This window comes from Aeromonas sp. PS2Canimalfood6 (assembly GCF_048276795.1).
GTDB lineage: Bacteria > Pseudomonadota > Gammaproteobacteria > Enterobacterales > Aeromonadaceae > Aeromonas > Aeromonas caviae.
Genome location: NZ_JBLUXC010000012.1, coordinates 72,561 through 95,407, shown reverse-complemented (window position 1 = coordinate 95,407; position 22,847 = coordinate 72,561). Strand labels below are relative to the sequence as shown.

Annotated in this window: 22 protein-coding genes, 4 tRNA genes and 1 pseudogene; 17 read left to right on the top strand and 10 right to left on the bottom strand. The window is 61.7% G+C overall.

All coding sequences use genetic code 11. The features are described from left to right. Together ACNPAA_RS07675 and ACNPAA_RS07670 are read left to right on the top strand one after the other, a co-directional pair. The coding region (locus ACNPAA_RS07675) for a transposase (protein ID WP_146054411.1) at nucleotides 1-117 on the top strand (117 nt) is incomplete at its 5' end. Nucleotides 118-119: 2 nt separating this feature from the next. Further along, nucleotides 120-386, top strand: a pseudogene (locus tag ACNPAA_RS07670) (diguanylate cyclase); the annotation flags it as partial. Nucleotides 387-403: 17 nt separating this feature from the next. On the opposite strand, the gene fabV reads toward ACNPAA_RS07670, so the two are convergent. After that, nucleotides 404-1,591 carry an enoyl-ACP reductase FabV gene (fabV, locus tag ACNPAA_RS07665; protein ID WP_161470534.1) on the bottom strand — a complete coding sequence of 396 codons (1,188 nt, stop codon included), beginning with the start codon at nucleotides 1,589-1,591 and terminating at the stop codon, nucleotides 404-406. Nucleotides 1,592-2,043: 452 nt separating this feature from the next. On the opposite strand from fabV, the gene ACNPAA_RS07660 reads away from it, so the two are divergent. Both ACNPAA_RS07660 and trpS read left to right on the top strand, forming a co-directional pair. Then, nucleotides 2,044-2,478, top strand: coding sequence for a universal stress protein (locus ACNPAA_RS07660; protein ID WP_010672329.1), 435 nt, complete (start codon nucleotides 2,044-2,046; stop codon nucleotides 2,476-2,478). Nucleotides 2,479-2,669: 191 nt separating this feature from the next. After that, on the top strand, nucleotides 2,670-3,683 hold the full coding sequence (trpS, locus tag ACNPAA_RS07655) for a tryptophan--tRNA ligase (RefSeq protein ID WP_323955415.1): 1,014 nt from the start codon (nucleotides 2,670-2,672) through the stop codon (nucleotides 3,681-3,683). Here trpS and ACNPAA_RS07650 read toward each other — a convergent pair. Beyond that, nucleotides 3,662-4,636 (bottom strand): LysR family transcriptional regulator, encoded by a 975-nt coding sequence (locus tag ACNPAA_RS07650; RefSeq protein WP_045522672.1) that lies wholly within the window; start codon nucleotides 4,634-4,636, stop codon nucleotides 3,662-3,664. The genes trpS and ACNPAA_RS07650 overlap by 22 nt on opposite strands. Nucleotides 4,637-4,727: 91 nt before the next feature. Between ACNPAA_RS07650 and ACNPAA_RS07645 the strand changes: the two genes are divergently transcribed. Next, nucleotides 4,728-5,627 (top strand): DMT family transporter, encoded by a 900-nt coding sequence (locus tag ACNPAA_RS07645; RefSeq protein WP_201871718.1) that lies wholly within the window; start codon nucleotides 4,728-4,730, stop codon nucleotides 5,625-5,627. After that, on the top strand, nucleotides 5,612-5,773 hold the full coding sequence (locus ACNPAA_RS07640) for a hypothetical protein (protein ID WP_010672325.1): 162 nt from the start codon (nucleotides 5,612-5,614) through the stop codon (nucleotides 5,771-5,773). Before ACNPAA_RS07645 ends, ACNPAA_RS07640 begins: the two co-directional genes overlap by 16 nt. A gap of 105 nt (nucleotides 5,774-5,878) precedes the next feature. On the opposite strand, the gene ACNPAA_RS07635 is transcribed toward ACNPAA_RS07640, so the two are convergent. Then, on the bottom strand, nucleotides 5,879-6,349 hold the full coding sequence (locus ACNPAA_RS07635; RefSeq protein WP_417891672.1) for a DUF6314 family protein: 471 nt from the start codon (nucleotides 6,347-6,349) through the stop codon (nucleotides 5,879-5,881). 42 nt (nucleotides 6,350-6,391) lie between these two features. On the opposite strand from ACNPAA_RS07635, the gene ACNPAA_RS07630 reads away from it, so the two are divergent. After that, the gene (locus ACNPAA_RS07630) at nucleotides 6,392-7,246 is read left to right on the top strand and encodes a carboxylate/amino acid/amine transporter (protein ID WP_049637081.1); all 855 of its coding nucleotides are present in this window, start codon (nucleotides 6,392-6,394) and stop codon (nucleotides 7,244-7,246) included. Nucleotides 7,247-7,309: 63 nt separating this feature from the next. Here the strand turns inward: ACNPAA_RS07630 and ACNPAA_RS07625 are convergent, their stop codons facing one another. Together ACNPAA_RS07625 and ACNPAA_RS07620 are read right to left on the bottom strand one after the other, a co-directional pair. Continuing rightward, the gene (locus ACNPAA_RS07625; RefSeq protein ID WP_045522664.1) at nucleotides 7,310-8,173 is read right to left on the bottom strand and encodes a GGDEF domain-containing protein; all 864 of its coding nucleotides are present in this window, start codon (nucleotides 8,171-8,173) and stop codon (nucleotides 7,310-7,312) included. A gap of 170 nt (nucleotides 8,174-8,343) precedes the next feature. Next, on the bottom strand, nucleotides 8,344-9,057 hold the full coding sequence (locus ACNPAA_RS07620) for a 3-deoxy-D-manno-octulosonic acid kinase (RefSeq protein ID WP_010672321.1): 714 nt from the start codon (nucleotides 9,055-9,057) through the stop codon (nucleotides 8,344-8,346). Nucleotides 9,058-9,195: 138 nt separating this feature from the next. On the opposite strand from ACNPAA_RS07620, the gene ACNPAA_RS07615 reads away from it, so the two are divergent. From ACNPAA_RS07615 to ACNPAA_RS07585, 7 genes are all read left to right on the top strand, one after another. Beyond that, complete coding sequence (locus tag ACNPAA_RS07615) at nucleotides 9,196-10,296, top strand: glycosyltransferase family 9 protein (protein WP_049637090.1); 1,101 nt, start codon at nucleotides 9,196-9,198, stop codon at nucleotides 10,294-10,296. 256 nt (nucleotides 10,297-10,552) lie between these two features. After that, on the top strand, nucleotides 10,553-11,179 hold the full coding sequence (gene gmk, locus ACNPAA_RS07610; RefSeq protein WP_201871717.1) for a guanylate kinase: 627 nt from the start codon (nucleotides 10,553-10,555) through the stop codon (nucleotides 11,177-11,179). Nucleotides 11,180-11,258: 79 nt separating this feature from the next. Further along, nucleotides 11,259-11,534, top strand: coding sequence for a DNA-directed RNA polymerase subunit omega (gene rpoZ / locus ACNPAA_RS07605; RefSeq protein WP_005307060.1), 276 nt, complete (start codon nucleotides 11,259-11,261; stop codon nucleotides 11,532-11,534). Between the two features lie 135 nt (nucleotides 11,535-11,669). Continuing rightward, nucleotides 11,670-13,787, top strand: a complete 2,118-nt coding sequence (gene spoT, locus ACNPAA_RS07600; RefSeq protein WP_039040667.1) for a bifunctional GTP diphosphokinase/guanosine-3',5'-bis pyrophosphate 3'-pyrophosphohydrolase — start codon at nucleotides 11,670-11,672, stop codon at nucleotides 13,785-13,787. A 107-nt stretch (nucleotides 13,788-13,894) separates the two neighbouring features. Then, a complete protein-coding gene (gene trmH, locus ACNPAA_RS07595; RefSeq protein WP_049637082.1) occupies nucleotides 13,895-14,638 on the top strand; it encodes a tRNA (guanosine(18)-2'-O)-methyltransferase TrmH in 744 nt (247 codons plus the stop codon). Continuing rightward, nucleotides 14,628-15,668 carry an alpha/beta fold hydrolase gene (locus ACNPAA_RS07590; RefSeq protein ID WP_201871715.1) on the top strand — a complete coding sequence of 347 codons (1,041 nt, stop codon included), beginning with the start codon at nucleotides 14,628-14,630 and terminating at the stop codon, nucleotides 15,666-15,668. Before trmH ends, ACNPAA_RS07590 begins: the two co-directional genes overlap by 11 nt. A 103-nt stretch (nucleotides 15,669-15,771) precedes the next feature. Continuing rightward, entirely contained in the window at nucleotides 15,772-16,575 is an 804-nt protein-coding gene (locus tag ACNPAA_RS07585) for a Cof-type HAD-IIB family hydrolase (RefSeq protein WP_049637091.1), read from the top strand. A 70-nt stretch (nucleotides 16,576-16,645) separates the two neighbouring features. Here ACNPAA_RS07585 and ACNPAA_RS07580 read toward each other — a convergent pair whose 3' ends face one another. From ACNPAA_RS07580 to ACNPAA_RS07560, 5 genes are all read right to left on the bottom strand, one after another. Next, a complete protein-coding gene (locus ACNPAA_RS07580; protein ID WP_043153707.1) occupies nucleotides 16,646-17,164 on the bottom strand; it encodes a ricin-type beta-trefoil lectin domain protein in 519 nt (172 codons plus the stop codon). A gap of 170 nt (nucleotides 17,165-17,334) precedes the next feature. Beyond that, nucleotides 17,335-17,411: transfer RNA gene (locus ACNPAA_RS07575), tRNA-Pro, on the bottom strand. A 58-nt stretch (nucleotides 17,412-17,469) separates the two neighbouring features. After that, nucleotides 17,470-17,555, bottom strand: a tRNA-Leu gene (locus tag ACNPAA_RS07570). Nucleotides 17,556-17,575: 20 nt separating this feature from the next. After that, nucleotides 17,576-17,651, bottom strand: a tRNA-His gene (locus ACNPAA_RS07565). Between the two features lie 50 nt (nucleotides 17,652-17,701). Next, nucleotides 17,702-17,778, bottom strand: a tRNA-Arg gene (locus ACNPAA_RS07560). A gap of 263 nt (nucleotides 17,779-18,041) precedes the next feature. On the opposite strand from ACNPAA_RS07560, the gene ACNPAA_RS07555 reads away from it, so the two are divergent. Genes ACNPAA_RS07555 through ACNPAA_RS07545 form a run of 3 tightly spaced genes read left to right on the top strand, consistent with a single transcriptional unit; the run spans nucleotide 18,042 to nucleotide 22,831 of the window. Next, nucleotides 18,042-18,632: a TetR/AcrR family transcriptional regulator gene (locus ACNPAA_RS07555; protein ID WP_161470540.1), complete on the top strand. Its 591-nt coding sequence runs from the start codon at nucleotides 18,042-18,044 to the stop codon at nucleotides 18,630-18,632. Further along, nucleotides 18,629-19,735: an efflux RND transporter periplasmic adaptor subunit gene (locus tag ACNPAA_RS07550; protein ID WP_039040661.1), complete on the top strand. Its 1,107-nt coding sequence runs from the start codon at nucleotides 18,629-18,631 to the stop codon at nucleotides 19,733-19,735. The genes ACNPAA_RS07555 and ACNPAA_RS07550 overlap by 4 nt, the downstream gene beginning before the upstream one ends. Nucleotides 19,736-19,750: 15 nt before the next feature. Further along, entirely contained in the window at nucleotides 19,751-22,831 is a 3,081-nt protein-coding gene (locus tag ACNPAA_RS07545; RefSeq protein ID WP_201871709.1) for a multidrug efflux RND transporter permease subunit, read from the top strand. Nucleotides 22,832-22,847: the final 16 nt, after the last annotated feature.

Below are 22,847 nucleotides of genomic sequence, written 5' to 3'. Positions count from 1 at the left end.
GTGCTGGAAGGGGTGAACAACAAGATCAAAGTGATAAAGCGTATGGCATATGGATTTAGGGACTCAGAATACTTTTTTCTGAAAATCAAGGCGGCCTTCCCCGGAAAGCCGCGATGAACCAAGAATTTCTGGTGGCCATGACCCAGGACGGGGCCACCTGCTGGCGGCTGGCGGAGCAGCTGAGAAGCCGGATCGCCTACCTGGCCGCCCCCCACATGACCATCAGCATCGGAGTGGCGGAACGCTCGACGCAGGATGACAGCCTGAGCCAGCTCATCCATCGGGCCGACATGGCCATGTATCAGGCGAAACGCCAGGGGCGCAACCAGACCGTACTGGCCCAGTCTCCCAATCTTTCCCCTGAACTGGCCTGCAACGTCGCCTGATGCCCCTCGTGCGGGTGTCAGGGCGTCAGCTCAGTGAGTGACGCCACGTTCACCGGCGCACCGTAATCCACCCCCGGCAGCTCGAAGCCGTTGAGCTGCATGAACTCCTGGCGCAACCCGGCAAAATCCCCCAGGGCGCGGAAGTTCTCCGGCGTCACCTTGGGCCAGAGTGCCGAGACGGCGGCCTGCACCGCTGGCTCAAGCTCGTGGTCATCCATCCGGATCAGCCGGTTGCCATCGGCGACGACCCCTCTGGGCCCGTACATCTTGTCGGCAAACAGCCGCTGCATCTGCTCAATGCAGCCCTCGTGGACACCACGCTCCTTCATCACCCCCATCAACAGGCCCAGATAGACAGGCAGCACCGGAATAAACACGCTCGCCTTGGTCACCAGCGCCTTGCAAACCGACACCCAGGCATGACCGCCAATCCCGGCAAGTTGCAGGTTGACGGTCTCGGCGGTGGCGTGCAGGTGCTCCTTGGCATAGCCGATGGTGCCGTCCCGATAGAGGGGATAGGTGGACTCGGGACCGATATAGGAGTAGGCAACGGTCCGGGCGCCAGGGGCCAGGCAATCCGCCTGCTGCAATGCCTGCATCCAGCGCTGCCAGTCCTCGCCCCCCATCACGGTGACGGTGTCGCGGATCTCCTCCGGGGTGGCTGGCACCAGCGACTGCTGCACCAGCGCATCGTGCTCCAGATCCAGCCCCCAGCCTTGCAGCGGCTGGCCTGTGGTCTTGAGCACCGAGCGTACCTGTGTGCCATCCGGCATCACCCTGACTCCGCTCGCCAGCGAATAGACCACCAGATCCACCTGCCCGAGCTGCTGGCGGATGACGTCGATGGCCTGCTGGCGCATGGTGTCGGAGAAGGCATCCCCGATCAGGTTGACGGCGATGCGACCGGCTTGCTCCGCCGCCTGACGAAACCAGATGTTGTTGTACCAGCCAGCACTGCCGAGCCCCTTGTCGGAGGGACCCCGCTCGAACGAGACGCCCAGGGTATCGGCCCCGGCGCCGAAGGTGAGCGCGATCCGGGACGCCAGCCCGAAACCGGACGATGCCCCCAGCACCAGCACCCGTTTCGGCCCGTTGAACGGCCCCGCCGCCCGCACCTGTTCGATCTGTTGCAGCACGGCGGCGCGACAACCCATGGGGTGGCAATTGCGGGCAACACAACCCTGGATCTGGGGATGAATGATCATGAAGGACTCTCCGGTGCATCGGTGGGACATGAGAAACGGCCATGACAGCGTCACCCGGTTGCAGGTGAGGAGCCCTGGTCGTTTTGCCAAGGGAACTGGCTACAGCATAACCAAGGGGGGCGGGATTACCTTGATGTCGGACGGGATATGGACTGGAAGAGGGCAGAAAAACAAAAGGGAGCGCGAGGCTCCCCAAAGCGGTATTCAGATGCTTTTTGTTGTTTTGTGTTCATTGCGAAGCACGGGCACATCCTATTCCCCCACCTTCCCGAGGGCAATAGCACGCCTGTGACCGGCGTCAAACTCCTGTTCAAAATATGCACTCCCCGGCCACCTGCACCTCTACGCCTTCCGGTTCGGGGTCAGGCAAATCCTGAAACTGTGGCGACGATGCCGTTTTAGTTTCAGCAGACATTGGTATAGTGGACCCAGGATCAGTGAGGAGAACTCCCATGAATGGAACCTATTACAAACACGTACTGGCCGCGATCGACCTGTCGGAAGACAACCGCAAGGTGATCGAGAAGGCGGTCGACCGGGCCCGCTCCAACGGCGCCAAGCTGTCGGTGATCCATGTGGATGTTGACCTCAAGGATCTCTACACCGAGATGATCGACATCGACATCGACAACGTGCAGGACCAGGTGATCGCCGAAGCGAAGGAGAAGCTGGAAGCCTTCCTCGCCTCGGTGGACTACCCCATCGAGAAGAAGCTGGTGATCTGCGGCGATCTGAGCGAGCGGGTCAACCAGGCGGTCAAGGACTACCAGATCGACCTGCTGGTGTGCGGCCATCGCCAGAGCTTCTGGAGCCTGCTCACCTCGAGCGCACGCCAGCTGATGAATACCGTGCCCTGCGACATGCTGGTCGTGCCCTTGCAGAAGTGATCGAACAGGCGTAGTGTGATTTGCCATGAATATGACCTCATTCAATCACAACTACTGGTGGTGCTGCTTCTAAACAGGCGGCACTGCTTTTCTATGTAAAATTTCCAAAAGAAAACACCGTGACCGCCGAGAGGCGGTCATTGTTTTCATCTCTTTGTCGCCTCCCGGCTCACCCAACTGGAGAGAGTGACATGCACAACCCCGTGATCCTGACCGGTGACCGCCCCACCGGCAAACTGCACATCGGCCATTACGTCGGCTCCCTGCGCCAGCGCGTGGCCGCCCAGCACCATTACCGCCAGTTCGTGATGATCGCCGATCTGCAGGCGCTGACCGACAACGGCCACAACCCGGCCAAGGTGACCGACCACGTGCTGGAGGTGATGGCTGACTACCTGGCCGCTGGCCTCGACCCGGCCAAGACCACTTTCTGTCTCCAGAGCGCCCTGCCCGCCCTCGCCGAACTCACGACCTACTACCTCAACCTGGTCAGCGTCGCCCGGCTGGAGCGCAACCCCACCGTCAAGGCCGAAATCCAGCAAAAAGGGTTCGAGCGCAGCCTGCCCGCCGGCTTCCTCGTCTATCCGGTCAGCCAGGCCGCCGACATCACCGCCTTTCGTGCCACTCACGTGCCGGTGGGCGAGGATCAGCTGCCCATGCTGGAGCAGACCAACGAGATAGTGCGCCGCTTCAACACTCTGGTTGGCAAAGAGGTGCTGACCGAGTGCCAGCCCATCCTGAGCGACACCGGCCGCCTGCCCGGCATCGACGGCAAGGCCAAGATGTCCAAGTCCCTTGGCAACACCATCGAACTCGGCATGTCGAGCGACGAGATCAGGCAGGCGGTGTTCGCCATGTATACCGACCCCAATCACCTCAAGGTGAGCGATCCGGGTCAGGTGGAGGGCAATACGGTGTTCGCCTATCTGGATGCCTTCCACCCCGACAAGGCACTGGTGGCCGAGATGAAGGCCCATTACCAGCGCGGTGGTCTGGGGGACATGCGCTGCAAGCAGGTACTCAACGACTGCCTGCAGACCCTGCTCGCTCCGATGCGGGAGCGGCGCGAGGCAGCCATCGCCGACAAGCGCCAGCTGCTGCGCCTGTTGCAGCAGGGCACCGAGCAGGCCCGGGCCCTCACCGACGAGGTGCTGGCCGAGGTGAAGGGTGCGATGGGGCTGGACTACTTCTCCGGATTGGCGTGATCTGCCCCCTGCGGCGCGGGATGGCCGAGCGCATCCGCGCCGTAGCGCTCCTTCGCCAGCCGGTGCAACAACCCCTTGAACCAGCCGATCGCCTCGTCATGGGCACTGAGCGGGTGGCCCGCCATCAGGTAGACGATGGGGATGGCGGGTTCCAGCTGGTGCAGGCGCAACGGATAGTGGCGACAGAAGTGGCGCCCGATCATCTCGGGCACCACCACCAGGTAGCGGCCGGTCGCCATCAGCGGCGGTACCGCCATAAAGCTCGGCAGCCTGACCCCCAGCTCCCGCTCCACCCCGAAACGGGCCAGCCAGAGATCCACCATGGCCTGGCTGTGGCCCCAGCTGGAGGTGTGGATGTGGGGCCGGCTGACCAGTTCTCCCGGCCCCAGCATGTCGGGCAGAGCGCTGCCGAGGGGAGACAAACAGACCAGCGGATTGCTGAACCACTCCTCGCGCCACAACCGGGGCGAGAGATGGTTGGCACCGGCAAACCCGATCACCAGATCCAGTTCCCCCTTCTCCAGCTCCCGCTCGTAGTCGCTGTCCGCCAGCTCGCACACTTCCAGTCGGCAGTGGGGAGCCTGCTGCACCATCCACTCCACCAGCACCGGCACCAGGCCGTGCTCCACCGAGCCCGGGGTGGCGATACGAAAGATCCGCCGCGCACTTGCCGGGTCGAATCCCTTGGCCTGACGCAGCCCCTGCTCCAGCATGGCCAGCGCCTGGCGCACCGGGCTCGCCAGCGCCTTGGCCCGTTCGGTCGGCATCATCTCGCGCCGGCTCATCACGAACAGGGGGTCATCCAGCGCCTGGCGCAAGCGCCCCAACGCATGGCTGACGGTGGACTGGGAGAGGTGCAGCCGTTCGGCGGCACGGGTGACGTTGCGCTCCTGCATCAGCATGTCGAACACGGTGAGCAGGTTGAGGTCTAGGCGGGAGAGGGGCAGTTCCATCGATATTGGCCATAGTTGAATGACGACAATTCATTTTTGGCATAGTAGCAGATTGCATAGAATGCGCAGGCGAATTACATCGGAGATTCAAATGCGTAGCTATCTGTTGTTGCTGGCGATCGGCCTGTTGTGGGGCTCCCAGTTCATTTTCATGCACCAGGCCGTGGCTGAACTGCCCCCCATCATGGTGGCCGCCGGACGCGCCCTGTGCGGCAGCCTGACCCTGGGTCTGCTCTGCCTGTTCATGCGCCTCAAGAGTGAACACACACCCTGGCGAACCTATATGCTGATCGCCCTGCTCGACGCCACCATCCCCTTCATCATGGTGGCCTGGGGACAACAGTACGTGGACAGCGCCATCGCGGCCGTGGTCATGGGTTGTATCCCCTTTGTGACCATTCTGGCGGCTCCCTTGTTTATTTCTGGTGAAAGAATCACCAAGGGCGGCCTCGTCTCCGTGATCATCGGCTTCATCGGCGTGCTGGTACTGTTCTGGCCCAAGCTGACCAGCGGCATGAATGCCGGCCTGCTCGGTGCCATGGCCATCCTGTTCGGTGCCAGCTGCTTCGCCATCGGCCTGCTGATGATCAAGCGCTTCGCCAAGGACCATCCTGTGGTCGTGGCCCGCAACATCCTGATTTCCTCGGCCATCCAGCTGCTGCTGGCCGCACCCTTCGTGGCCGACCTGAGCACCCTCGCCCTGCCGAGCCAGCAGGCCATGGGCGCCGTCGCCATGCTGGGGATCTTCTGTACCGGCCTGGTCTACTTCCTCTACATGGCGCTGATCCAGAAGGCGGGCCCGACCTTCGCCTCCTTCAGCAACTACCTGGTGCCGCTGTTCGGCGTCATGCTGGGAGCCCTGTTCCTCGGCGAGCAGATCCAGTCCACCACGGGCGTGGCGCTGGCCCTGATCCTGGGTTCGGTCGCCCTCAACCAGTGGGCACAGCAGCGCCGCCAACAGCGGGAGGCTGCCCTATGTCAGGCATCCTGACCACCCTCTGCGGCGGTCTGGTACTGATAGCCGGCTGGCAGTATCGCCACCGGCTGGCCGGGGTGCTGGGTCTGCTGATGGTGCTGCTGCCCTGGTTCTTCGACAGCAAGCTGCAAGCCATGCTGAACTATGCACTGAATGCCTGAAGACCCTCTCTGCGTGTGTGACGAGAGTGTATCTCTCCTGTTTTTGGGACCGTTTTAACAAAACCTCCGATTTGTCCCCTCTACCGGCGCCCTGCGCCGGTTTTTTTATCTCTGCGCCTCTGGTCCGTAGCGATAACTCAACCGCTCGTTCTTGCGCGGGCCTGTGATCTGCCAGCCGAGCAGAAAACCGCCCTCGGTCGGCGTCAGCTCGGCGCTGTAGTGATCCTGGCCACACCGATGAGGCTCGGCCGTGACCCAGTGCCCGTCCCCCCGGGGCAACAGCTCGAACAGCATCACCGGCTGCTCGTAGCGCAGGTGGGAGAGCATGATCCCCCGTGCGGTGCGCTGCCACCAGAAGCGGTTGTGCATGGTCAGCTCCCGGCCATGGGGCGTGGTGTAGCGACCCGTCTCGGCATACAGCCACCCCCCATGATGATCGGTCACCACCACGGCCCCCTCCCCACGACCGCACCAGTCGGTGGCGGATCCGGCCCCGTTGCTCGCCTCGAAGGCAAATGCTCCGATCTGTGACAACCCTTCCCATAAACGCTGGATCGCGCCTTCCAACTCGGCCATCATAGCGCCCTCCAAATTGACAACTGACGACAATTCAATCACATGAACTACTTGATAGGGGTTACCCTGCTCTGGTCCTTCTCCTTCAGCCTGATCGGGGTCTACCTTGCCGGTCAGGTGGATGCCTACTTCTCGGTACTGACCCGCATCGTGCTCGCCAGCCTGGTGTTTCTACCCTTCCTGCGCCGTCGCTGGCTGCGCCCCGATCTGGTGGCCAAGCTGATGGCCCTCGGTGCCATCCAGCTCGGCATCATGTATCTCTTCTACTACCACTCCTTCCTGCTCTTGACGGTACCGGAAGTGCTGGTGTTCACCATCTTCACCCCCATCTATGTCACCCTGATCCACGACCTGCTGGAAGGGCGCTTCAAGCCTGTCTATCTGTGGGGGGCCCTGCTGGCGGTGCTGGGGGCGGCCGTCATCCGTTTCGACGGCCTGACCGAAAACTATGTACTGGGATTCCTGGTGGTGCAGGGCGCCAACGTCTGCTTCGCCCTGGGCCAGGTAGGCTACAAGGTGCTGCTGGCCCGGGAGGCTGAGCAGCCGCCCCAGCTGGCGGTGTTCGGCTGCTTCTATCTGGGCGCCCTGGTGATCGCCCTGCCCGCCTGGTGGCTGCTGGGCAAACCTCAATATCCCGCCAGCCCCCTGCAATGGGGCATCCTCTTCTGGCTGGGGGTCGGGGCATCCGGGCTCGGCTACTTCCTGTGGAACAAGGGGGCGACCCTGGTCAGCAGCGGCGTGCTGGCCATCATGAACAACGCCTTGATCCCCGCGGGTCTGCTGGTCAATCTGGTGCTCTGGGGAAAAGATACCGACCTGCTCAGGCTCGGTCTGGGCGCCCTGCTGATGCTGGCTTCTCTCTGGGTCTGCCAGCGTCAGCAGGTCAGTGAGCGCTGACTGAAAACCATTGACGCTGATGGGTCCATCGGCGTCAATGGGTACGCGGACACTGACTGGCCGTCAGCCGACCACGGCGTTGTGTTCCCGCTTCGCCTGACCGTGGCAGGAGGCCAACCGGGCCAGCAGGTGATCGAGCTGCTCGGCACTCTGGCTCTGCACCAGGCCGATGCTCACGGTCACCGGGCGCTGGGGCAGCAGGCTGGCGTCGGCGATCTCGAGACGCAGCCGCTCGGCAATCTCCAGGCCGCTCAACCGATCGGTCTGGGAGAGCATCAGGATGAAGCCGTCTTCGTCCCAACGGGCGAAGGGATCTTCCCGGCGCAGCTCGCGGCGCACGATGCGGGCCAGCTTGGCCAGCATGGCGTCGCAGGCCGCCTCCCCGAACAACTGCAGGATCTTGCTGCGGTGATCCACGCTGAACTGCAGCAGACAGAAACTGCCGCTCTCGCTGGCCAGCCGTTCATCCAGCAACAGCTCGAAGTGGCTGCGGCTCTCGAGGCCGGTGAGGGGATCCGTGTCATGGCGATCCTCCAGGGGCGCCATGGCGGCATCCAGATGGCGAACCACCCCCAGCAGTTGACCCCCTTCGTCGCGACGGACCCGCTCCTCCAGCCGGATGTAATGGCCCTGATGGTGCAGGATGCGGTACTCGAGTCGAAGCCCGTTGCTGCGCCCTTGCTGACAGGCCTCCAGGGCCTCTGCCAGACGGGGAGCATCATCCGGATGTACCCGATCCAGCCAGCCGAGATCCCCCAACTCGCCCCCCTCCAGACCCAGCAGTTGCAGACAGGAAGGGTCCCGCTTCAGACCCTGCCCGGCCGACCAGGTCCAGATCCCGGCCTCCAACATCGCCATGGCCTGTGCCATCAGCGTCACCTCAAGGGGAGTGGTGACCTCAACCCCGGGAGTCTCATACCTTTCCATCACGCGCCTCGAAACCGGATCTGAATATCTGTCCAAGCAATCACACTCAATAAGTAACATTGGTGCTGGCGCCGAGCAACCGCGCCAGCATCGCTGGCCTCGCACCCCTCGCCCCCGGTGGTCCGCCATCAGCGGCCTGCCAGCCTCCAGCTACGAAGTGGAACCCGACGTCACGCCACCTTGCCCTGATAGCCTGCCATCAGGGCTTGCCAGTTCTCCGGCACGAAGTGGAAGCTGGTGTGCAGTTGCGACTCCTTGTTGAAGGAGCGCAGCAACCGCTCCAGGTTGGCCTGCTGCCAGTTGCCGGGGGAGCGGATGGCTCCTTTGTCGAAGTCGATCACCCACACCTTGCCCTCCTTGTCGAGCAGCAGGTTGTGGCTGTTGAGATCCGCATGATAGACCCCTGCATCGTGCAACTGGCGCACCGTTTTGCCTATCTTGTGCCACACCTCACCGGCGATCGGCCCCTGCTTGAGCAGGGCCACCAGATCCTTGGCGCCGCGAATACGCTCGATCAGGATGTCGGCCCGATAGAAGGGCCCCTGCTTGACCATGCGGGCCGCAAAGGGGCGCGGCACCGGCAGCCCCTGTTCACTCAGGGTCGCCAGCAGACGATATTCAGCCATGGCCCGGCTGCTCTCCACCCCTTCAAACCAGAACCGGTCACGCACCAGCTTGCCCACCATGCCGCCACGGTAGTAGTGACGCAGCACCAAGTGACGGGACTCATCCTTCACGAACCAGGTCACCCCGCGGCCGATGGAAGAGCCCACCACCTGGCGATGGGTCTGCCACCAGACAGGATCGAACAAGGCAGGGGAAGGATCGCGGAAGACTCCGTCGGCATACCAGCAGACCTGGTTGTGGGTGGTGTGTGTCAGCATGATGAGAATTCCGGTCGATAGTGGGTGCAGGGCATCCATTCAGAAAGCCGTGCCGGTCGGGCAACCGGCGCAATTTTACAATCCACAGGGGAGTTTGCATAATGCCATCCATCCATTTTGCCATCGTTGCGCCACATCATGCCGCTGTTCCAAACGCCGCCCTCCTCCATCTGCATCCTGCGGCTCTCCGCCATCGGAGATTGCTGCCACGCGCTGGCGCTGGTGCGCGTCATCCAGCGGGAGTGGCCCCAGACCCGCATCACCTGGATCACCGGCAAGATTGAGGCGACCCTGTTCGCCGATCTGCCGGGGGTCGAGGTCATTCCCTTCGACAAGAGCAAGGGGTGGCGCGGCTATCGCGATCTCTGGCAGACCCTCAAGGGGCGCAGGTTCGATGCCCTGCTCCACCTGCAGGCCGCCATGCGCGCCAGCATCGCCACCCTCGGCATCAAGGCCAAGGTCAAACTCGGGTTTGATCGGGAGCGCGCCAGCGACGGTCAGTGGTTGTTCACCAACCATCGGGTCCCCTCACCCGCCTCCCCCCACGTGCTGGACGGCTTTCTCGCCTTCGCCAAAGAGCTCGGGATAAAAGATCTGACCCCGGACTGGCAACTGCCCATCAGCGCCGAGCACCAGACCTGGGCCCGGGAGAAGGTGGGTGGTAAGCCGACCCTGCTCATCTGCGCCGCTGCCAGCAAGGCATTCAAGAATTGGACTGCCGCCGGCTACGCCGCGCTGGCGGATCACGCCGCAGACAAGGGCTTTCAGGTCTATCTGTGCGGCGGACCGGCCAGGCTGGAGCGGGATCTCGCCGCCGAGATCCAGCGCCTCAGCCAGAGCAAGCCGGAAGATTTGGTGGGGCAGACCAGCCTCAAGCAATTGCTGGCGCTGATTGGCGAGGCGAGCCTGGTGCTGGCCCCGGATACCGGCCCGGCCCACATGGCCACCCTGGTGGGGACACCCGTGATCGGCCTCTACGCCCACCACAACCCCGCCCGTACCGGCCCCTATCTGTGCCGGGATTATCTGGTCAGCGTCTATCAGGAACTGATTGAGCAGGAGACCGGCAAGCCGCTGGCCGAGCTCGGCTGGCGCACCCGCCTCAAGGATCCGGACGCCATGGCCAAGATAAGCCGCGAGCGGGTCATCGCCGCCTTCGACCGCCTCTGTACCGACAAGCATCTTCTACCGACCCAGGGCAACTCGGAAATTCCGAGCCCTGGCGCAGGGATAATCTGATGGCCCGGCCCCGGCTCCGTGGGCAGAATGGCCCTCTATGCGGGTAACGCCCGCACAGCAAGCTACGGATATTTTGATCGGCTGGAATATGATTCCGGCCGTTTTTTTATCCGCCCCCATCTGCTAACATTCGCCGCCTTTACATCCTCCTGACTCTGATTCCTCCGCGCATTGCGAGCAACCGTCTCCCTTATCGGGCACAAGACGGCGGCCTCTGCTACAACCAAAGCGCGGATCATCGCTTAAAGGTACAGACATGGCGCAACAAGGCACTCTCTATATCATCTCTTCCCCGAGCGGGGCCGGTAAGTCCAGCCTGCTCAATGCCTTGCTGACCCAGCACAACGCCGCCGGCAAGATGCAGCTATCGGTTTCCCACACCACCCGCGCCACCCGTCCCGGTGAAGAGCACGGGGTGCACTACCACTTCGTCAAGGTGGAAGAGTTCAAGGCGCTGATCGAGCGCGGTGACTTTCTGGAGTGGGCAGAAGTCTTCGGCAACTACTACGGCACTTCCCGCGCCGCCATCGAGGCCTGTCTGGCGCAGGGCATCGACGTCTTCCTCGACATCGACTGGCAGGGTGCCCGCCAGATCCGCGAACTGATGCCGACCAAGTCCATCTTCATCCTGCCCCCCAGCCGCGAGGAGCTGGAGCGCCGCCTGATCGGCCGCGGCCAGGACAGCGCCGAGGTGATCAAGGGCCGGATGGAGAAAGCCATTGCCGAAATGGTGCACTATGACGAGTATGACTATGTCATCATCAATGAAGACTTTGAGCTGGCACTGTTCCAGCTCAGGGCCATCATCGAGTGCCAGCGCCTGGAAATGCGTCAGCAACAGCAGGCCCAGCAAAACTTGCTGAAACAGCTACTGGCAGAGTAAGCCAAAAACAAGTAAACTTTTGCGTCATTTTTAAACACCGCTTTTTCAATCACAGAAAGCCCAAACACTGGAGTCCCGCATGGCCCGCGTTACTGTAGAAGATGCTGTAAAACAGGTAGGTAACCGTTTTGACCTGGTGCTGGTCGCCGCGCGCCGCGCTCGTCAAATCGCGGTACAAGGCAAGGATCCCCTGGTCGACGAAGAGAACGACAAGCCGACCGTGATCGCCCTGCGCGAGATCGAACTGGGTCTGGTCAACAACCAGGTGATGGATACTCAGGACCGCTACGAGCAGCAAGAGCAGGAAGCCGCCGAGCTGGCTGCCGTTGCTGCCATCGCAGAAGGTCGCGGCTAAGTCAGTCGCTTCCCATAGTCGGCGCCCGCCCGGGTGCCGGCTGTTCTCCCCATTTACAACCGCTCGAAAACCTCGCAAACTCGAGGGCATACCCTCAATTTCACGGATTGCCGTTTAACCGCTGCGGGGACTGTCTTGTATTTATTTGAAAATCTTAAAGAAATAGCCAGTTCCTACCTGCCACCCGAGCAGGTTGAGAAGCTCAGGCAAGCCTATGTGGTAGCCCGTGATGCTCACCAGGGACAGATGCGTTCCAGTGGTGAACCCTACATCACTCATCCCGTTGCCGTGGCCCGCATCCTGGGCGACATGCGCCTCGATCATGAGACTCTGATGGCTGCCGTGCTGCACGACGTCATCGAAGATACCCCTGTCACCAAGGACGATCTTGCCGAGCAGTTTGGCAACGCCGTCGCCGAGCTGGTCTCCGGTGTCTCCAAGCTCGACAAGCTGAAGTTCCGCGATCGCAAGGAAGCCCAGGTCGAGAACTTCCGCAAGATGATGATGGCCATGACCCAGGACATCCGGGTCATCCTGATCAAGCTGGCCGACCGCACTCACAACATGCGTACCCTCGGCTCCTTGCGACCGGACAAGCGCCGCCGCATCGCCCGGGAAACCCTCGAGATTTTCGCCCCCATCGCCAACCGCCTCGGTATTCACACCATGAAGAACGAGCTGGAAGAGCTCGGTTTCGAGGCGCTCTACCCCATGCGCTCCCGGGTGCTGCGGGAATCGGTACGCCGCGCCCGTGGCAACCGGCGCGAGATCATCGACTCCATCCAGAGCGAGATTGAGGGGCGTCTGCGGGAAGCCGGTATCGATGCCCAGGTAAGCGGACGCGAGAAGAACCTGTTCTCCATCTACAACAAGATGGAGAAGAAAGAACTGCAATTCCACGAAGTGATGGATATCTATGCTTTCAGAGTGAGAGTGAAAGACATAGACACCTGCTACCGGGTGCTTGGGCAGATGCACAGCCTCTACAAGCCGCGCCCCGGTCGCTTCAAGGACTACATCGCCATCCCCAAGACCAACGGCTACCAGTCCCTGCACACGTCCTTGGTGGGGCCCCACGGGGTACCGGTGGAGGTGCAGATCCGCACCGAGTTCATGGACCAGATGGCCGACAAGGGCGTCGCCGCCCACTGGGCCTACAAGCAGGATGGGGACAGCTCGGGCACCACGGCCCAGATCCGCGCCCAGCGCTGGATGCAGAGCCTGCTGGAGCTGCAACAGAGCGCCGGCAGCTCCTTCGAGTTCATCGAGGGGGTCAAGACCGACCTCTTCCCCGACGAGATCTACGTCTTCACACCGGAGGGCCGCATCATGGAGCTGCCCGCCGGCGCCACCCCGGTGGACTTCGCCTACACGGTGCACACCGACATCGGTCATGCCTGCGTCGGTTCGCGGGTCGACCGCCACCCCTATCCGCTGAGCAGCCCGCTGCACTCCGGTCAGACGGTGGAGATCATCACGGCCCCCGGCGCCCGCCCGAACGCGGCCTGGCTCAACTTCGTGGTGACCACCAAGGCGCGCTCCAAGATCCGTCAGTTCCTGAAGAACCTGCGCACCGAAGAGTCTGTGGTGCTGGGTCGTCGCCTGCTCAACCATGCGCTGGGCGCCAAGAACATCGAAGACATCCCGGAAGCCCGCGTCAAGCAGGTGCTGGCCGACACCAAACACGAGAACCTGCAGGGGCTGCTGGCCGACGTGGGCCTTGGCAACGCCATGAGCGTCATGGTGGCCCGCCGCATGCTGGGGGATGAGCTGCCGCCGGAAGAGCAGCCCAAATCCACCAGCAAGAAGATGCCGATCAAGGGGGCCGACGGCATGCTGGTCACCTTCGCCAACTGCTGCCGCCCCATCCCGGGGGACGCCATCATCGCCCACATCAGCCCGGGCAAGGGACTGGTGATCCACCAGGAGTCCTGCCGCAACATCAAGGGCTACAGCCGCGAACCGGACAAATACCTGCCGGTGCAGTGGGAGGTGGACAAGGAGCAAGAGCAGGAATTCCGCACCGGCATCAGCATCGAGATCGTCAACCACCAGGGCGCCCTGGCGGAGCTGGCCAACGTGATTGCCGCCACCGGCGCCAACATCCACGCCATCAGCACCGAGGAGAAAGATGGCCGGGTCTATGTGGTCACCCTGCTCATCACCACCAAGAGCCGGATCCACCTCGCCAACATCATGCGCAAGATCCGGGTCATGCCCAACGTGCTCAGGGTGAGCCGACAGAAAAACTGAACACAGGCGGCGCAAGCCGCCTGCTGCTTTTCAAGAGATACCCAGGGCCCCATGCCGCAGGCCACCAGCCTTGTTGCATACACCGGCCTCACGACATAGAAACCGACATGACTCCTGAACGCTTCAAACGCATTTCCGACATGCTGGCCCAGCGCCAGCTCGACCTGACCGTCTGCATGGAAGAGGTTCATAAACCTCACAACCTGGCCGCCATCGTGCGCACTGCCGATGCCATCGGCATCCACCGGGTGCATGCGGTCTGGCCCAAGAGCTGGATCCACAAGCGCAAGGGCACCGCCCGCGGCAGCCAGAACTGGGTGGACGTGAAGCTGCACCCGGACATCGGCAGTGCCGTGACCGAACTCAAGGCTTCCGGCATGCAGATCCTGGCGACCCACCTCTCCGACAGCTCCGTGGACTTTCGCGCCATCGACTACACCAGACCCACCGCCATCCTGGTGGGCCAGGAGAAGCACGGCATCGGCGAAGAGGCGCTGGCCCTGGCCGATCACCATATCGTCATCCCCATGGTGGGCATGGTGCAGTCCCTCAACGTCTCGGTGGCCGCCGCCGCCATCCTCTACGAGGCCCAGCGCCAGCGCGAGCTGGCCGGCTGCTATCAGCGCGGCTGTCCACTCAGCCTGGAAGAGCAGAACACCATCTTGTTCGAGGGGGGCTATCCCGTCTATGCCCAGCTCTGCAAGGAGAAAGAGATGCCCTACCCCCAGCTCGGTCCGGCCGGCGAGATCATGGCGGACGAACGCTGGTGGCAGCAGATGCAGCTGACCCGCAAGGGCTGGGCCGCCCAGCAATCGGATGATCCTTCGGAAGAGTACACTGATGAAGCTTAACCACCTGCCCCTGCTGGCCCTGACCCTGTTTTCTGCCGGAGCCCTTGCCGTGAGCAATCCTTACCAGCTGACCACTGAAGCCGACGTTCCCGCCCTCTATCAGCAGACCCTGCCCAACTTCTGGCGCCAGCATGCCGTCGAGGGGGAGTTCAAGGGCAAGGACGGGGTCACCCTCCGCTATGCCGCCCTGCGCCAGCCCAAGATCGATCGCGCCATCCTCATCGTCAACGGCCGGGTCGAGAGCTACCTCAAGTATCAGGAGCTGGCCTGGGATCTCTGGCGCCAGGGTTACAGCCTCTACCTCATCGATCATCGCGGCCAGGGAATGTCAGACCGCATGCTGGCCGACAAAGAGAAGGGATATGTCGACCAGTTCGACGACTATGTCGCCGATCTCAAACAGTTTCATGACGAAGTGATCGCCCAGGACCAACCCGCCAAGCTGTTCCTGCTGGCCCACTCCATGGGGGGGGCCATCTCGGCCCGCTATCTGGAACGCTGGCCGAACGACATCCAGGCGGCGGTGCTCTCCTCCCCCATGATGGGCATTAACCTCGGCGGCCTGCCCAAGTGGCTGGCCAAGGGGTTGGCGGCCACCATCGGCACGGTCGGCGGCTGGGTGGGCGAGCCCCCCTACGGCCCGGGTCAGGGACCCTATGAGGATCACGGCTTTGCCGACAACGAGCTGACCCACAGCACGGCGCGTTATCAGGCCTTCCGCCAGATCTACGAGCAGCATCCCCAGGTCAGGCTGGGGGGCGCCACCGCCCACTGGATCCATCAGGCCATCACAGGATCGGACGCGGCCGTAGCCGACGCCGGCGCCATCAAGACGCCGCTGCTGCTGCTGCAGGCCGGCGAGGACAGCGTGGTGGACAACGCCGCCCAGGAGGCCTTCTGCGCCAAGGCCCAATGTGAAGGGAGCAAGCCGCTGCGCATCGAAGGGGCCTGGCACGAGCTCTTCATCGAGGCGGATCCCCAGCGCCAGGCCGCGCTCAATGCAACCCTGGCCTTCTTCGCACGCTACTGACGCGACCAGAAGGGGCTGGTTATTTTTTGGATCCCTAAATAAATGGGGTGACGGCAGACGCTGGGGTACACTCCCCCGGCGTTCAATTGAAGTCGAGGTAATGATGTTCAAGGTAGTTGTGTCCGATCTCGATGGTACCCTGCTCAACGGGCAGCACCAGATCTCCTCCCGCACCCGGGATACCCTGCACCGTCTGGTCGATCAGGGCGTCAAGTTCGTGGTCGCCACCGGCCGTCACCATGTGGATGTACGCAGCATCCGCGATGCACTGGGGCTGGATATCTACCTCATTACCTCCAACGGCGCCGTGGTACACGACAAGCAGGATCAGCTGGTCTACAACCAGGCGCTGCCGAGCACGGTGGCGGCCGAGCTGATCGCCATGGAGCGCGACCCATCCATCCACATCAACGTCTACTACGGCGACGAGTGGCTGGTGGAAGAGGAGCTGCCCTGGTTGCTGAAGTTCCATCACGACTCCGGCTTCAGCTACCGCCTGGCTGATCTCGCCAGCCACCCGAAGGACAGGGTCAACAAGGTGTTCTACATCGGCGACCACGACAAGCTGCTGAAGATAGAGGCGCACCTCAACCAGCAATATGGTGATCGACTCAACGTCACCTTCTCCCTGCCTGACTGCCTCGAGGTGATGCATGCCGGTGTGCACAAGGGTAATGCCGTGCGCGCCGTGCTGGAGCAGCACGGCCTGGAGATGTCACAGGCCGTGGCCTTCGGCGATGGCATGAACGACTTCGAGATGCTGAGCATGGTGGGCCGTGGTGTGGTCATGGGCAACGCCCACGATCGCCTCAAACTGGCCCTGCCAGAGCACGAACAGACCCTCACTTCCGATGAAGATGGCGTTGCCGTCTATCTGGAGAAACTGTTCGCCTCCCAGACCCGCTGATTAGGCATCCCCATCGCGGATCGAAAAAGGGTGGCCCATGTGGCCACCCTTTTTGTTTCTCGCTCTCTTGTCACCACGCCAGTGCCGGGTGCATCAGACGGTTCAACAGCGTGCCGGATGGCGTCCACTCAAAGCTCTGGTTGGCGCCGCCATAGCATTCGGCGAGGCGCAGGGGGACGGCCGGCTTATGACGGCGACCCGCCACATCCAGGCACAGCGACACCTGCCGATTAAACAGACGATCCCCCTGCCACTGCCATTGATGGCTCTCCTCCCGGCACACCTCCATCCCCAGACCATCTTCCCCTCTGGCGACCAGGCAATCCCCGGCCAGTTGCAGGGCGCCGACATCCCAGCTGAATGACTGGTTCGGTTGCTGATCGCAGGGCTGGGTCAGCAGACGGCCCTGCTCGCTCAGGGTCACGCAGAAGCCACCACTGGTTACCAAGGTGGCCTCGAGTTCGGCCTTTGGCTTGGGGGCGGCGCCCATCAGAAGATCTTCCGGTTTCGGCTGCAGGGCGCAACCACCCAGCAGCAGTGCGGCCATGGCCAGCACGGAGAGTTGAAGAGAAGTGATATGGTGATGCATAGGCCTTGTATCTGGTCCGTGCCCGAGCGTCCCCTGTCTCGCGGCTCCGGGCCCAGCATACCGAACTCGTGGCGAACAGGCGCCTGAAGAAGTGTAAAAAGACGTGACAGGAAAAAGCGGAAGAGAAACGCCAAAAAGCAAAAACCCCGCCTGAGCGGGGTTTTCAAATGTGGTCGGTGATAAAGGATTCGAACCTTTGACCCTCTGGTCCCAAACCAGATGCGCTACCGGGCTGCGCTAATCACCGAGGGGTATTCTAAAAACACAAAGATGACCATCTGGTCATCCTCGTCATACAGCAAGTATGGTGCGAAGAGAGGGACTCGAACCCTCACACCCGGGGGGCACTAACACCTGAAGCTAGCGCGTCTACCAATTCCGCCACCTTCGCGTACCTGACAAGCTGTAAAATGGGGTGGCTGATGGGGCTCGAACCCACGACAACCGGAATCACAATCCGGGACTCTACCAACTGAGCTACAGCCACCACAGCTGTTTTCGTTCTTCAACACGCCCGTTTAACCGGCGCACTTTTGATGGTGCGCCCGACAGGATTCGAACCTGTGACCTCTGCCTCCGGAGGGCAGCGCTCTATCCAGCTGAGCTACGGGCGCTACGCTGTCGAACGGGGCGCATTATTGATGATGATGCCGACCTTGTCTACTCTTTTTTTGACATAAAGAATCAAGTGCCTGTTTTTCAATCACTTCCGACCCTTTTCAACTATTTTTGTTTTGTTCAGGCTGGATCCAGCAATTCCCCACTACTTTTTGAATCCCTCACCCCATAGGGTCAGAGATGATGGGCAATGCTTGACTTGCCTTTGCGCCCACCTAGAATGAATGAACGTTCATTCAGTCGTTGACCTCTGATAACCATGGATAAGAAAGAACGCATTTTCGAAGCAGCTCACGAGATCCTCGGCGAGCAGGGCTTCTACGGCCTTTCCATTGCCGTGGTCGCCAAGAAAGCCAAGGTGGCGGCAGGCACCATCTATCGCTATTTCAGCGACAAGGATGACCTGATCCGCCAGCTCTATCAGCACACTATCCTCAAGTGTCATCCCCTGGTCATGGAAGGTGTGCAGATAGAAGAGGTGTCCTATGAGCAGTATCGGCGCCTCTGGCTCAACATCGATGCCATCTTCACCAGCTACCCCAATGCACTCAAGTGCAAATTGCAGTACGAAAGTTCTCAATTGGGGGCTGAATTGGAGCGGGATCCGGTCATAATGGCGACGTGGGCGCCACTTGAGCGCTTCTTTGAGCAAGGACGCCAACAGGGACTCTTCATCGATCTCCCCATTCTGGTGTTGCAAGCATTGAGTCTGGATTGCGTGGCCAACCTGGCACAGCAGCGCCGGGTTCACGATTTCGAATTGACGCAGGAACAGCTGGAGACGGTCATCCGGGCCAGCTGGAATGCCATTTTAAACCCTAATGTTTCCATCACAGGAGCCTGTTCATGAAAAAGTGGATGGCCATCATGTTGCTGATAGCACTCGCCCTGTTTGGCAGTGTCATCGGCTTCAATATGTTCAAGCAGAAGAAGATTGCAGAGTTCATGGCCAATCGGCCCGAGCCCGAGTTCCCGGTCACCGCCATGGTCACCAAGGCGCAGGACTGGGTCCCCACCATTGAAGCCATCGGCTTCATCGAGCCGAACCAGGGGGTCACCCTCTCCAGCGAGCTGTCAGGCACCATCGACAGCATCCGGTTCGAATCGGGGGCACATGTCAAAGCGGATCAACTGCTGCTGAGCCTGGACTCCAGTGTGGAAAAAGCCAATCTGAACTCTTCCCAGGCCAGACTGCCGGCAGCCAGGGCCAAGTTCGAGCGCTACAAGAACCTCTATCAGAAGAACTCCATCTCCCGTGACCAGCTGGATGATGCCGAGGCAAGCTACCGCTCCCTGGAGGCGGACATCGACAGTCTGAAGGCCACCATCGCCCGTCGTGAGGTGCGTGCCCCCTTCAGCGGTGCCGTGGGCCTGCGCAACGTCTTCCTCGGCCAGTATCTGGAACCGGGTACCCAGATTGTGCGCCTGGAAGACACCAGCGTGATGCGCTTGCGCTTCACCGTGCCCCAGACCGACATCTCCAAAATCACCCTGGGACAGACCATCAAGATCAACGTGGATGCCTATCCCCAGACCCAGTTTGACGGCCAAATCACAGCCATCGAGCCCGCTGTCAACTATCAGAGCGGCCTGATCCAGGTGCAGGCAGACATTCCGAACAACGACGGCCAGCTCCGTTCCGGCATGTTCGCCCGCGCCAGCATCATACTGCCCACGGTGAAAGACCAGATAGTGATCCCGCAGTCCGCCATCTCCTTCACCCTCTATGGCGAGAACGTCTATGTCATTCACGAGGCTGACGGCGTGAAACGTGCCAAGCAGGTGGTGGTCAAGGCAGGTGAGCGTCGCGGCAACGATGTCCATGTGCTGTCCGGCATCAAGGCTGGCGATCAAATCGTGCTGTCGGGTCAGGTTCGCCTGAGCAACGATACCAAGGTGCACGTGGTCGAGAACGATGCCCTTGCCGTTCCGGCACAAACCCCGATGCTGTAAGCGCGGAGAGCTGCGATGCGATTTACTGACATATTCATAAAACGGCCTGTGCTGGCGATCTCGCTCAGCTTCCTGATAGCCCTGCTGGGCTTCCAGGCCATCTTCAAGATGCAGGTGCGTGAATACCCCGAGGTGATCAACACCGTCATCACGGTCAACACCAGCTACTATGGCGCCAGTGCGGACCTGATCCAGGGCTTCATCACCCAGCCCCTGGAGCAGGCGGTCGCCCAGGCCGACAACATCGACTTCATGACCTCCTCGAGCCAGCTGGGCAGTTCCACGGTGACGGCGTACATGAAGCTCAACACCGATCCGAACGCCGCGCTGTCCGACATCCTGGCCAAGGTCAACTCGGTGCGTTCCCAGTTGCCCAAAGAGGCGGAAGACCCTTCGGTCACCTCCTCCACCGGCTCCACCACGGCGGTGCTCTACATGGGCTTCACCAGCCCGGAGCTCAACTCCAGCCAGATCACCGACTACCTGGAGCGGGTCATCAAGCCCCAGCTGTTTACCGTGGGCGGGGTCTCCAAGGTGGATCTGTATGGCGGGGTCGAATTCGCCCTGCGGGTGTGGCTGGATCCGGCCAAGATGGCCGCCTTTGACCTGACCTCAAGCGACGTGATGACGGTGCTCAACAGCAACAACTATCAGTCCGCGACCGGCCAGGCCACCGGCTATTTCACCCTGTTCAACGGCAACGCCGAGACCCAGGTCGGCAACATCGAAGAGCTCAAGCGCCTGGTGGTCGCCACCCGCGACAGCAAGGTGATCCGTCTCTCCGACATCGCCAAGGTCTCCCTGGAGAAGAGCCACGACATCTATCGCGCCAGCGCCAATGGCCGCGAAGCCGTGGTTCTGGCCATCAACGCAGCCCCGACAGCCAACCCCATCAACATCGCCCACGATGTGCTGGAGCTGCTGCCGAGCCTGAAGCGCAACATGCCGAGCACCATGCAGGTGAACATCCTGTATGACTCCACCATCGCCATCAACGAATCCATCCACGAGGTCATCAAGACCATACTGGAGGCGGCCGCCATCGTACTGGTGGTGATCACCCTGTTCCTCGGTTCGTTCCGGGCGGTCATCATCCCCATCATCACCATTCCCCTGAGCCTCATCGGCGTGGTGATGATGATGGACATGTTCGGCTTCTCCATAAACCTCATGACCCTGCTGGCGATGGTGCTGGCCATCGGTCTGGTGGTGGATGACGCCATCGTGGTGCTGGAGAACGTCGACCGTCACATCAAGGAAGGGGAAGAGCCGTTCCGGGCCGCCATCATAGGTACCCGGGAGATCGCCGTGCCCGTCATCGCCATGACGGTCACCCTGGCGGCGGTGTATGCGCCCATCGCCCTGATGGGGGGCATCACCGGCTCCCTGTTCAAGGAGTTCGCGCTGACCCTGGCAGGAGCCGTGTTCGTCTCGGGCATCATCGCCCTGACCCTGTCGCCCATGATGTGCGCCAAGATGCTCAGGGCCAACGAGGAGCCCGGCAAGTTCGAGCGTACCGTGCACGATCTGCTGGACCGGATGACGGCCCGCTACGACGCCATGCTCCATGCCGTGATGCAAAAGCGCATCGTGGTCATCCTGTTTGCCGTCATCGTGTTCGCCAGCCTGCCGCTGCTGTTCAAGTTCATTCCGAGCGAGCTGGCCCCGTCCGAGGACAAAGGCGTCATGGCGGTGCTGGGGACGGCCCCTTCCAACGCCAACCTGGACTACATCGAAAACACCATGGCGGACGTGAACAAAGTCCTGGACGACCAGCCGGAGATCGCTTACTCCCAGGTCTTCTCGGGGCTGTTCAACTCCAATCAGGCGTTCGGTATCGCCTCCATGGTGCCCTGGAGCCAGCGTGAAGCGAGCCAGAAAGAGGTGCTGGATCGGGTCGCCGGTCTGGTGAAGGACATCCCCGGGATGGCCATCACCACCTTCCAGTTCCCGGAACTGCCGGGGGCGTCGAGCGGTCTGCCCATCCAGTTCGTTATCACCACCCCGAACAGCTTCGAGAGCCTGTTCCTGATCGCGGGTGAGATGCTGGCGGCAACCCAGGCCAACGGCCAGTTCGTCTATTCGGATCTCGATCTGAACTACGACTCGGCCACCATGAAGATCAGCATCGACAAGGACAAGGCGGGTGCCTACGGCATCACCATGCAGGACATCGGCATCACCATGGGCACCATGATGGCGGACGGTTACGTCAACCGTATCGACCTGGATGGCCGCTCCTACGAGGTGATCCCGCAGGTGGAGCGCAAGTTCCGTCTCAACCCCGAGTCCATCAAGGGCTACTACGTGCGTGCCGCCGACGGCAAGTCGATCCCGCTGGGCAGCCTGATCAAGATTGAAGTGAAGGGAGAGCCCCGTGCCCTGCCCCACTTCAACCAGCTGAACTCCGCCACCATCGGCGCCGTGCCGGCACCGGGCGTGGCCATGGGGGATGCGATCAACTGGTTCAAGGCGACCGCGGAAGAGAAGCTGCCCCAAGGCTATCGTTACGACTTCATGGGGGAAGCCCGCCAGTTCGTGACCGAAGGGAATGCGCTCTACGCCACCTTCGCCCTGGCCCTGGCCATCATCTTCCTGGTGCTGGCGATCCAGTTCGAATCCGTGCGTGACCCGCTGGTCATCATGGTGTCGGTGCCGCTGGCCATCAGTGGCGCGCTGATCGCCCTGGCGTGGGGTATGGCCACCATGAACATCTACTCCCAGGTCGGTCTCATCACGCTCGTTGGTCTGATTACCAAGCACGGTATTCTGATCTGCGAGGTGGCGAAGGAGGAGCAGCTGCTCCATGGTCTGAACCGGATGCAAGCCGTGATGCAAGCTGCCAAGGTCCGTCTGCGCCCCATCCTGATGACCACGGCGGCGATGATCGCAGGCCTTATCCCGCTGCTCTATGCCTCGGGTGCGGGGGCGGCACAGCGCTTCAGCATCGGCATCGTCATCGTAGCGGGTCTGGCCATCGGCACCCTGTTCACCCTGTTCGTGCTGCCGGTCATCTACACCTTCCTGGCATCCGAACACAAGCCGCTGCCGGAATTCGACGAATCCATCCCGGCAAAAGCCAAGGGCGGTCACTGATCCCAGCCCACACAAA

Excerpts from the sequence above, each read along its gene's own strand:
- ACNPAA_RS07630 (WP_049637081.1), top strand. The coding sequence starts at position 6,392 with ATGAACTACTTGATAGGGGTTACCCTGCTCTGGTCCTTCTCCTTCAGC.
- ACNPAA_RS07645 (WP_201871718.1), top strand. The coding sequence starts at position 4,728 with ATGCGTAGCTATCTGTTGTTGCTGGCGATCGGCCTGTTGTGGGGCTCC.
- rpoZ (WP_005307060.1), top strand. The coding sequence starts at position 11,259 with ATGGCCCGCGTTACTGTAGAAGATGCTGTAAAACAGGTAGGTAACCGT.
- ACNPAA_RS07545 (WP_201871709.1), top strand. The coding sequence starts at position 19,751 with ATGCGATTTACTGACATATTCATAAAACGGCCTGTGCTGGCGATCTCG.
- ACNPAA_RS07580 (WP_043153707.1), bottom strand. The coding sequence starts at position 17,164 with ATGCATCACCATATCACTTCTCTTCAACTCTCCGTGCTGGCCATGGCC.
- ACNPAA_RS07615 (WP_049637090.1), top strand. The coding sequence starts at position 9,196 with ATGCCGCTGTTCCAAACGCCGCCCTCCTCCATCTGCATCCTGCGGCTC.
- fabV (WP_161470534.1), bottom strand. The coding sequence starts at position 1,591 with ATGATCATTCATCCCCAGATCCAGGGTTGTGTTGCCCGCAATTGCCAC.
- trmH (WP_049637082.1), top strand. The coding sequence starts at position 13,895 with ATGACTCCTGAACGCTTCAAACGCATTTCCGACATGCTGGCCCAGCGC.
- ACNPAA_RS07620 (WP_010672321.1), bottom strand. The coding sequence starts at position 9,057 with ATGCTGACACACACCACCCACAACCAGGTCTGCTGGTATGCCGACGGA.
- trpS (WP_323955415.1), top strand. The coding sequence starts at position 2,670 with ATGCACAACCCCGTGATCCTGACCGGTGACCGCCCCACCGGCAAACTG.
- ACNPAA_RS07650 (WP_045522672.1), bottom strand. The coding sequence starts at position 4,636 with ATGGAACTGCCCCTCTCCCGCCTAGACCTCAACCTGCTCACCGTGTTC.
- ACNPAA_RS07590 (WP_201871715.1), top strand. The coding sequence starts at position 14,628 with ATGAAGCTTAACCACCTGCCCCTGCTGGCCCTGACCCTGTTTTCTGCC.
- ACNPAA_RS07625 (WP_045522664.1), bottom strand. The coding sequence starts at position 8,173 with ATGGAAAGGTATGAGACTCCCGGGGTTGAGGTCACCACTCCCCTTGAG.
- ACNPAA_RS07640 (WP_010672325.1), top strand. The coding sequence starts at position 5,612 with ATGTCAGGCATCCTGACCACCCTCTGCGGCGGTCTGGTACTGATAGCC.
- ACNPAA_RS07660 (WP_010672329.1), top strand. The coding sequence starts at position 2,044 with ATGAATGGAACCTATTACAAACACGTACTGGCCGCGATCGACCTGTCG.
- ACNPAA_RS07635 (WP_417891672.1), bottom strand. The coding sequence starts at position 6,349 with ATGGCCGAGTTGGAAGGCGCGATCCAGCGTTTATGGGAAGGGTTGTCA.
- gmk (WP_201871717.1), top strand. The coding sequence starts at position 10,553 with ATGGCGCAACAAGGCACTCTCTATATCATCTCTTCCCCGAGCGGGGCC.
- ACNPAA_RS07550 (WP_039040661.1), top strand. The coding sequence starts at position 18,629 with ATGAAAAAGTGGATGGCCATCATGTTGCTGATAGCACTCGCCCTGTTT.
- ACNPAA_RS07585 (WP_049637091.1), top strand. The coding sequence starts at position 15,772 with ATGTTCAAGGTAGTTGTGTCCGATCTCGATGGTACCCTGCTCAACGGG.
- ACNPAA_RS07555 (WP_161470540.1), top strand. The coding sequence starts at position 18,042 with ATGGATAAGAAAGAACGCATTTTCGAAGCAGCTCACGAGATCCTCGGC.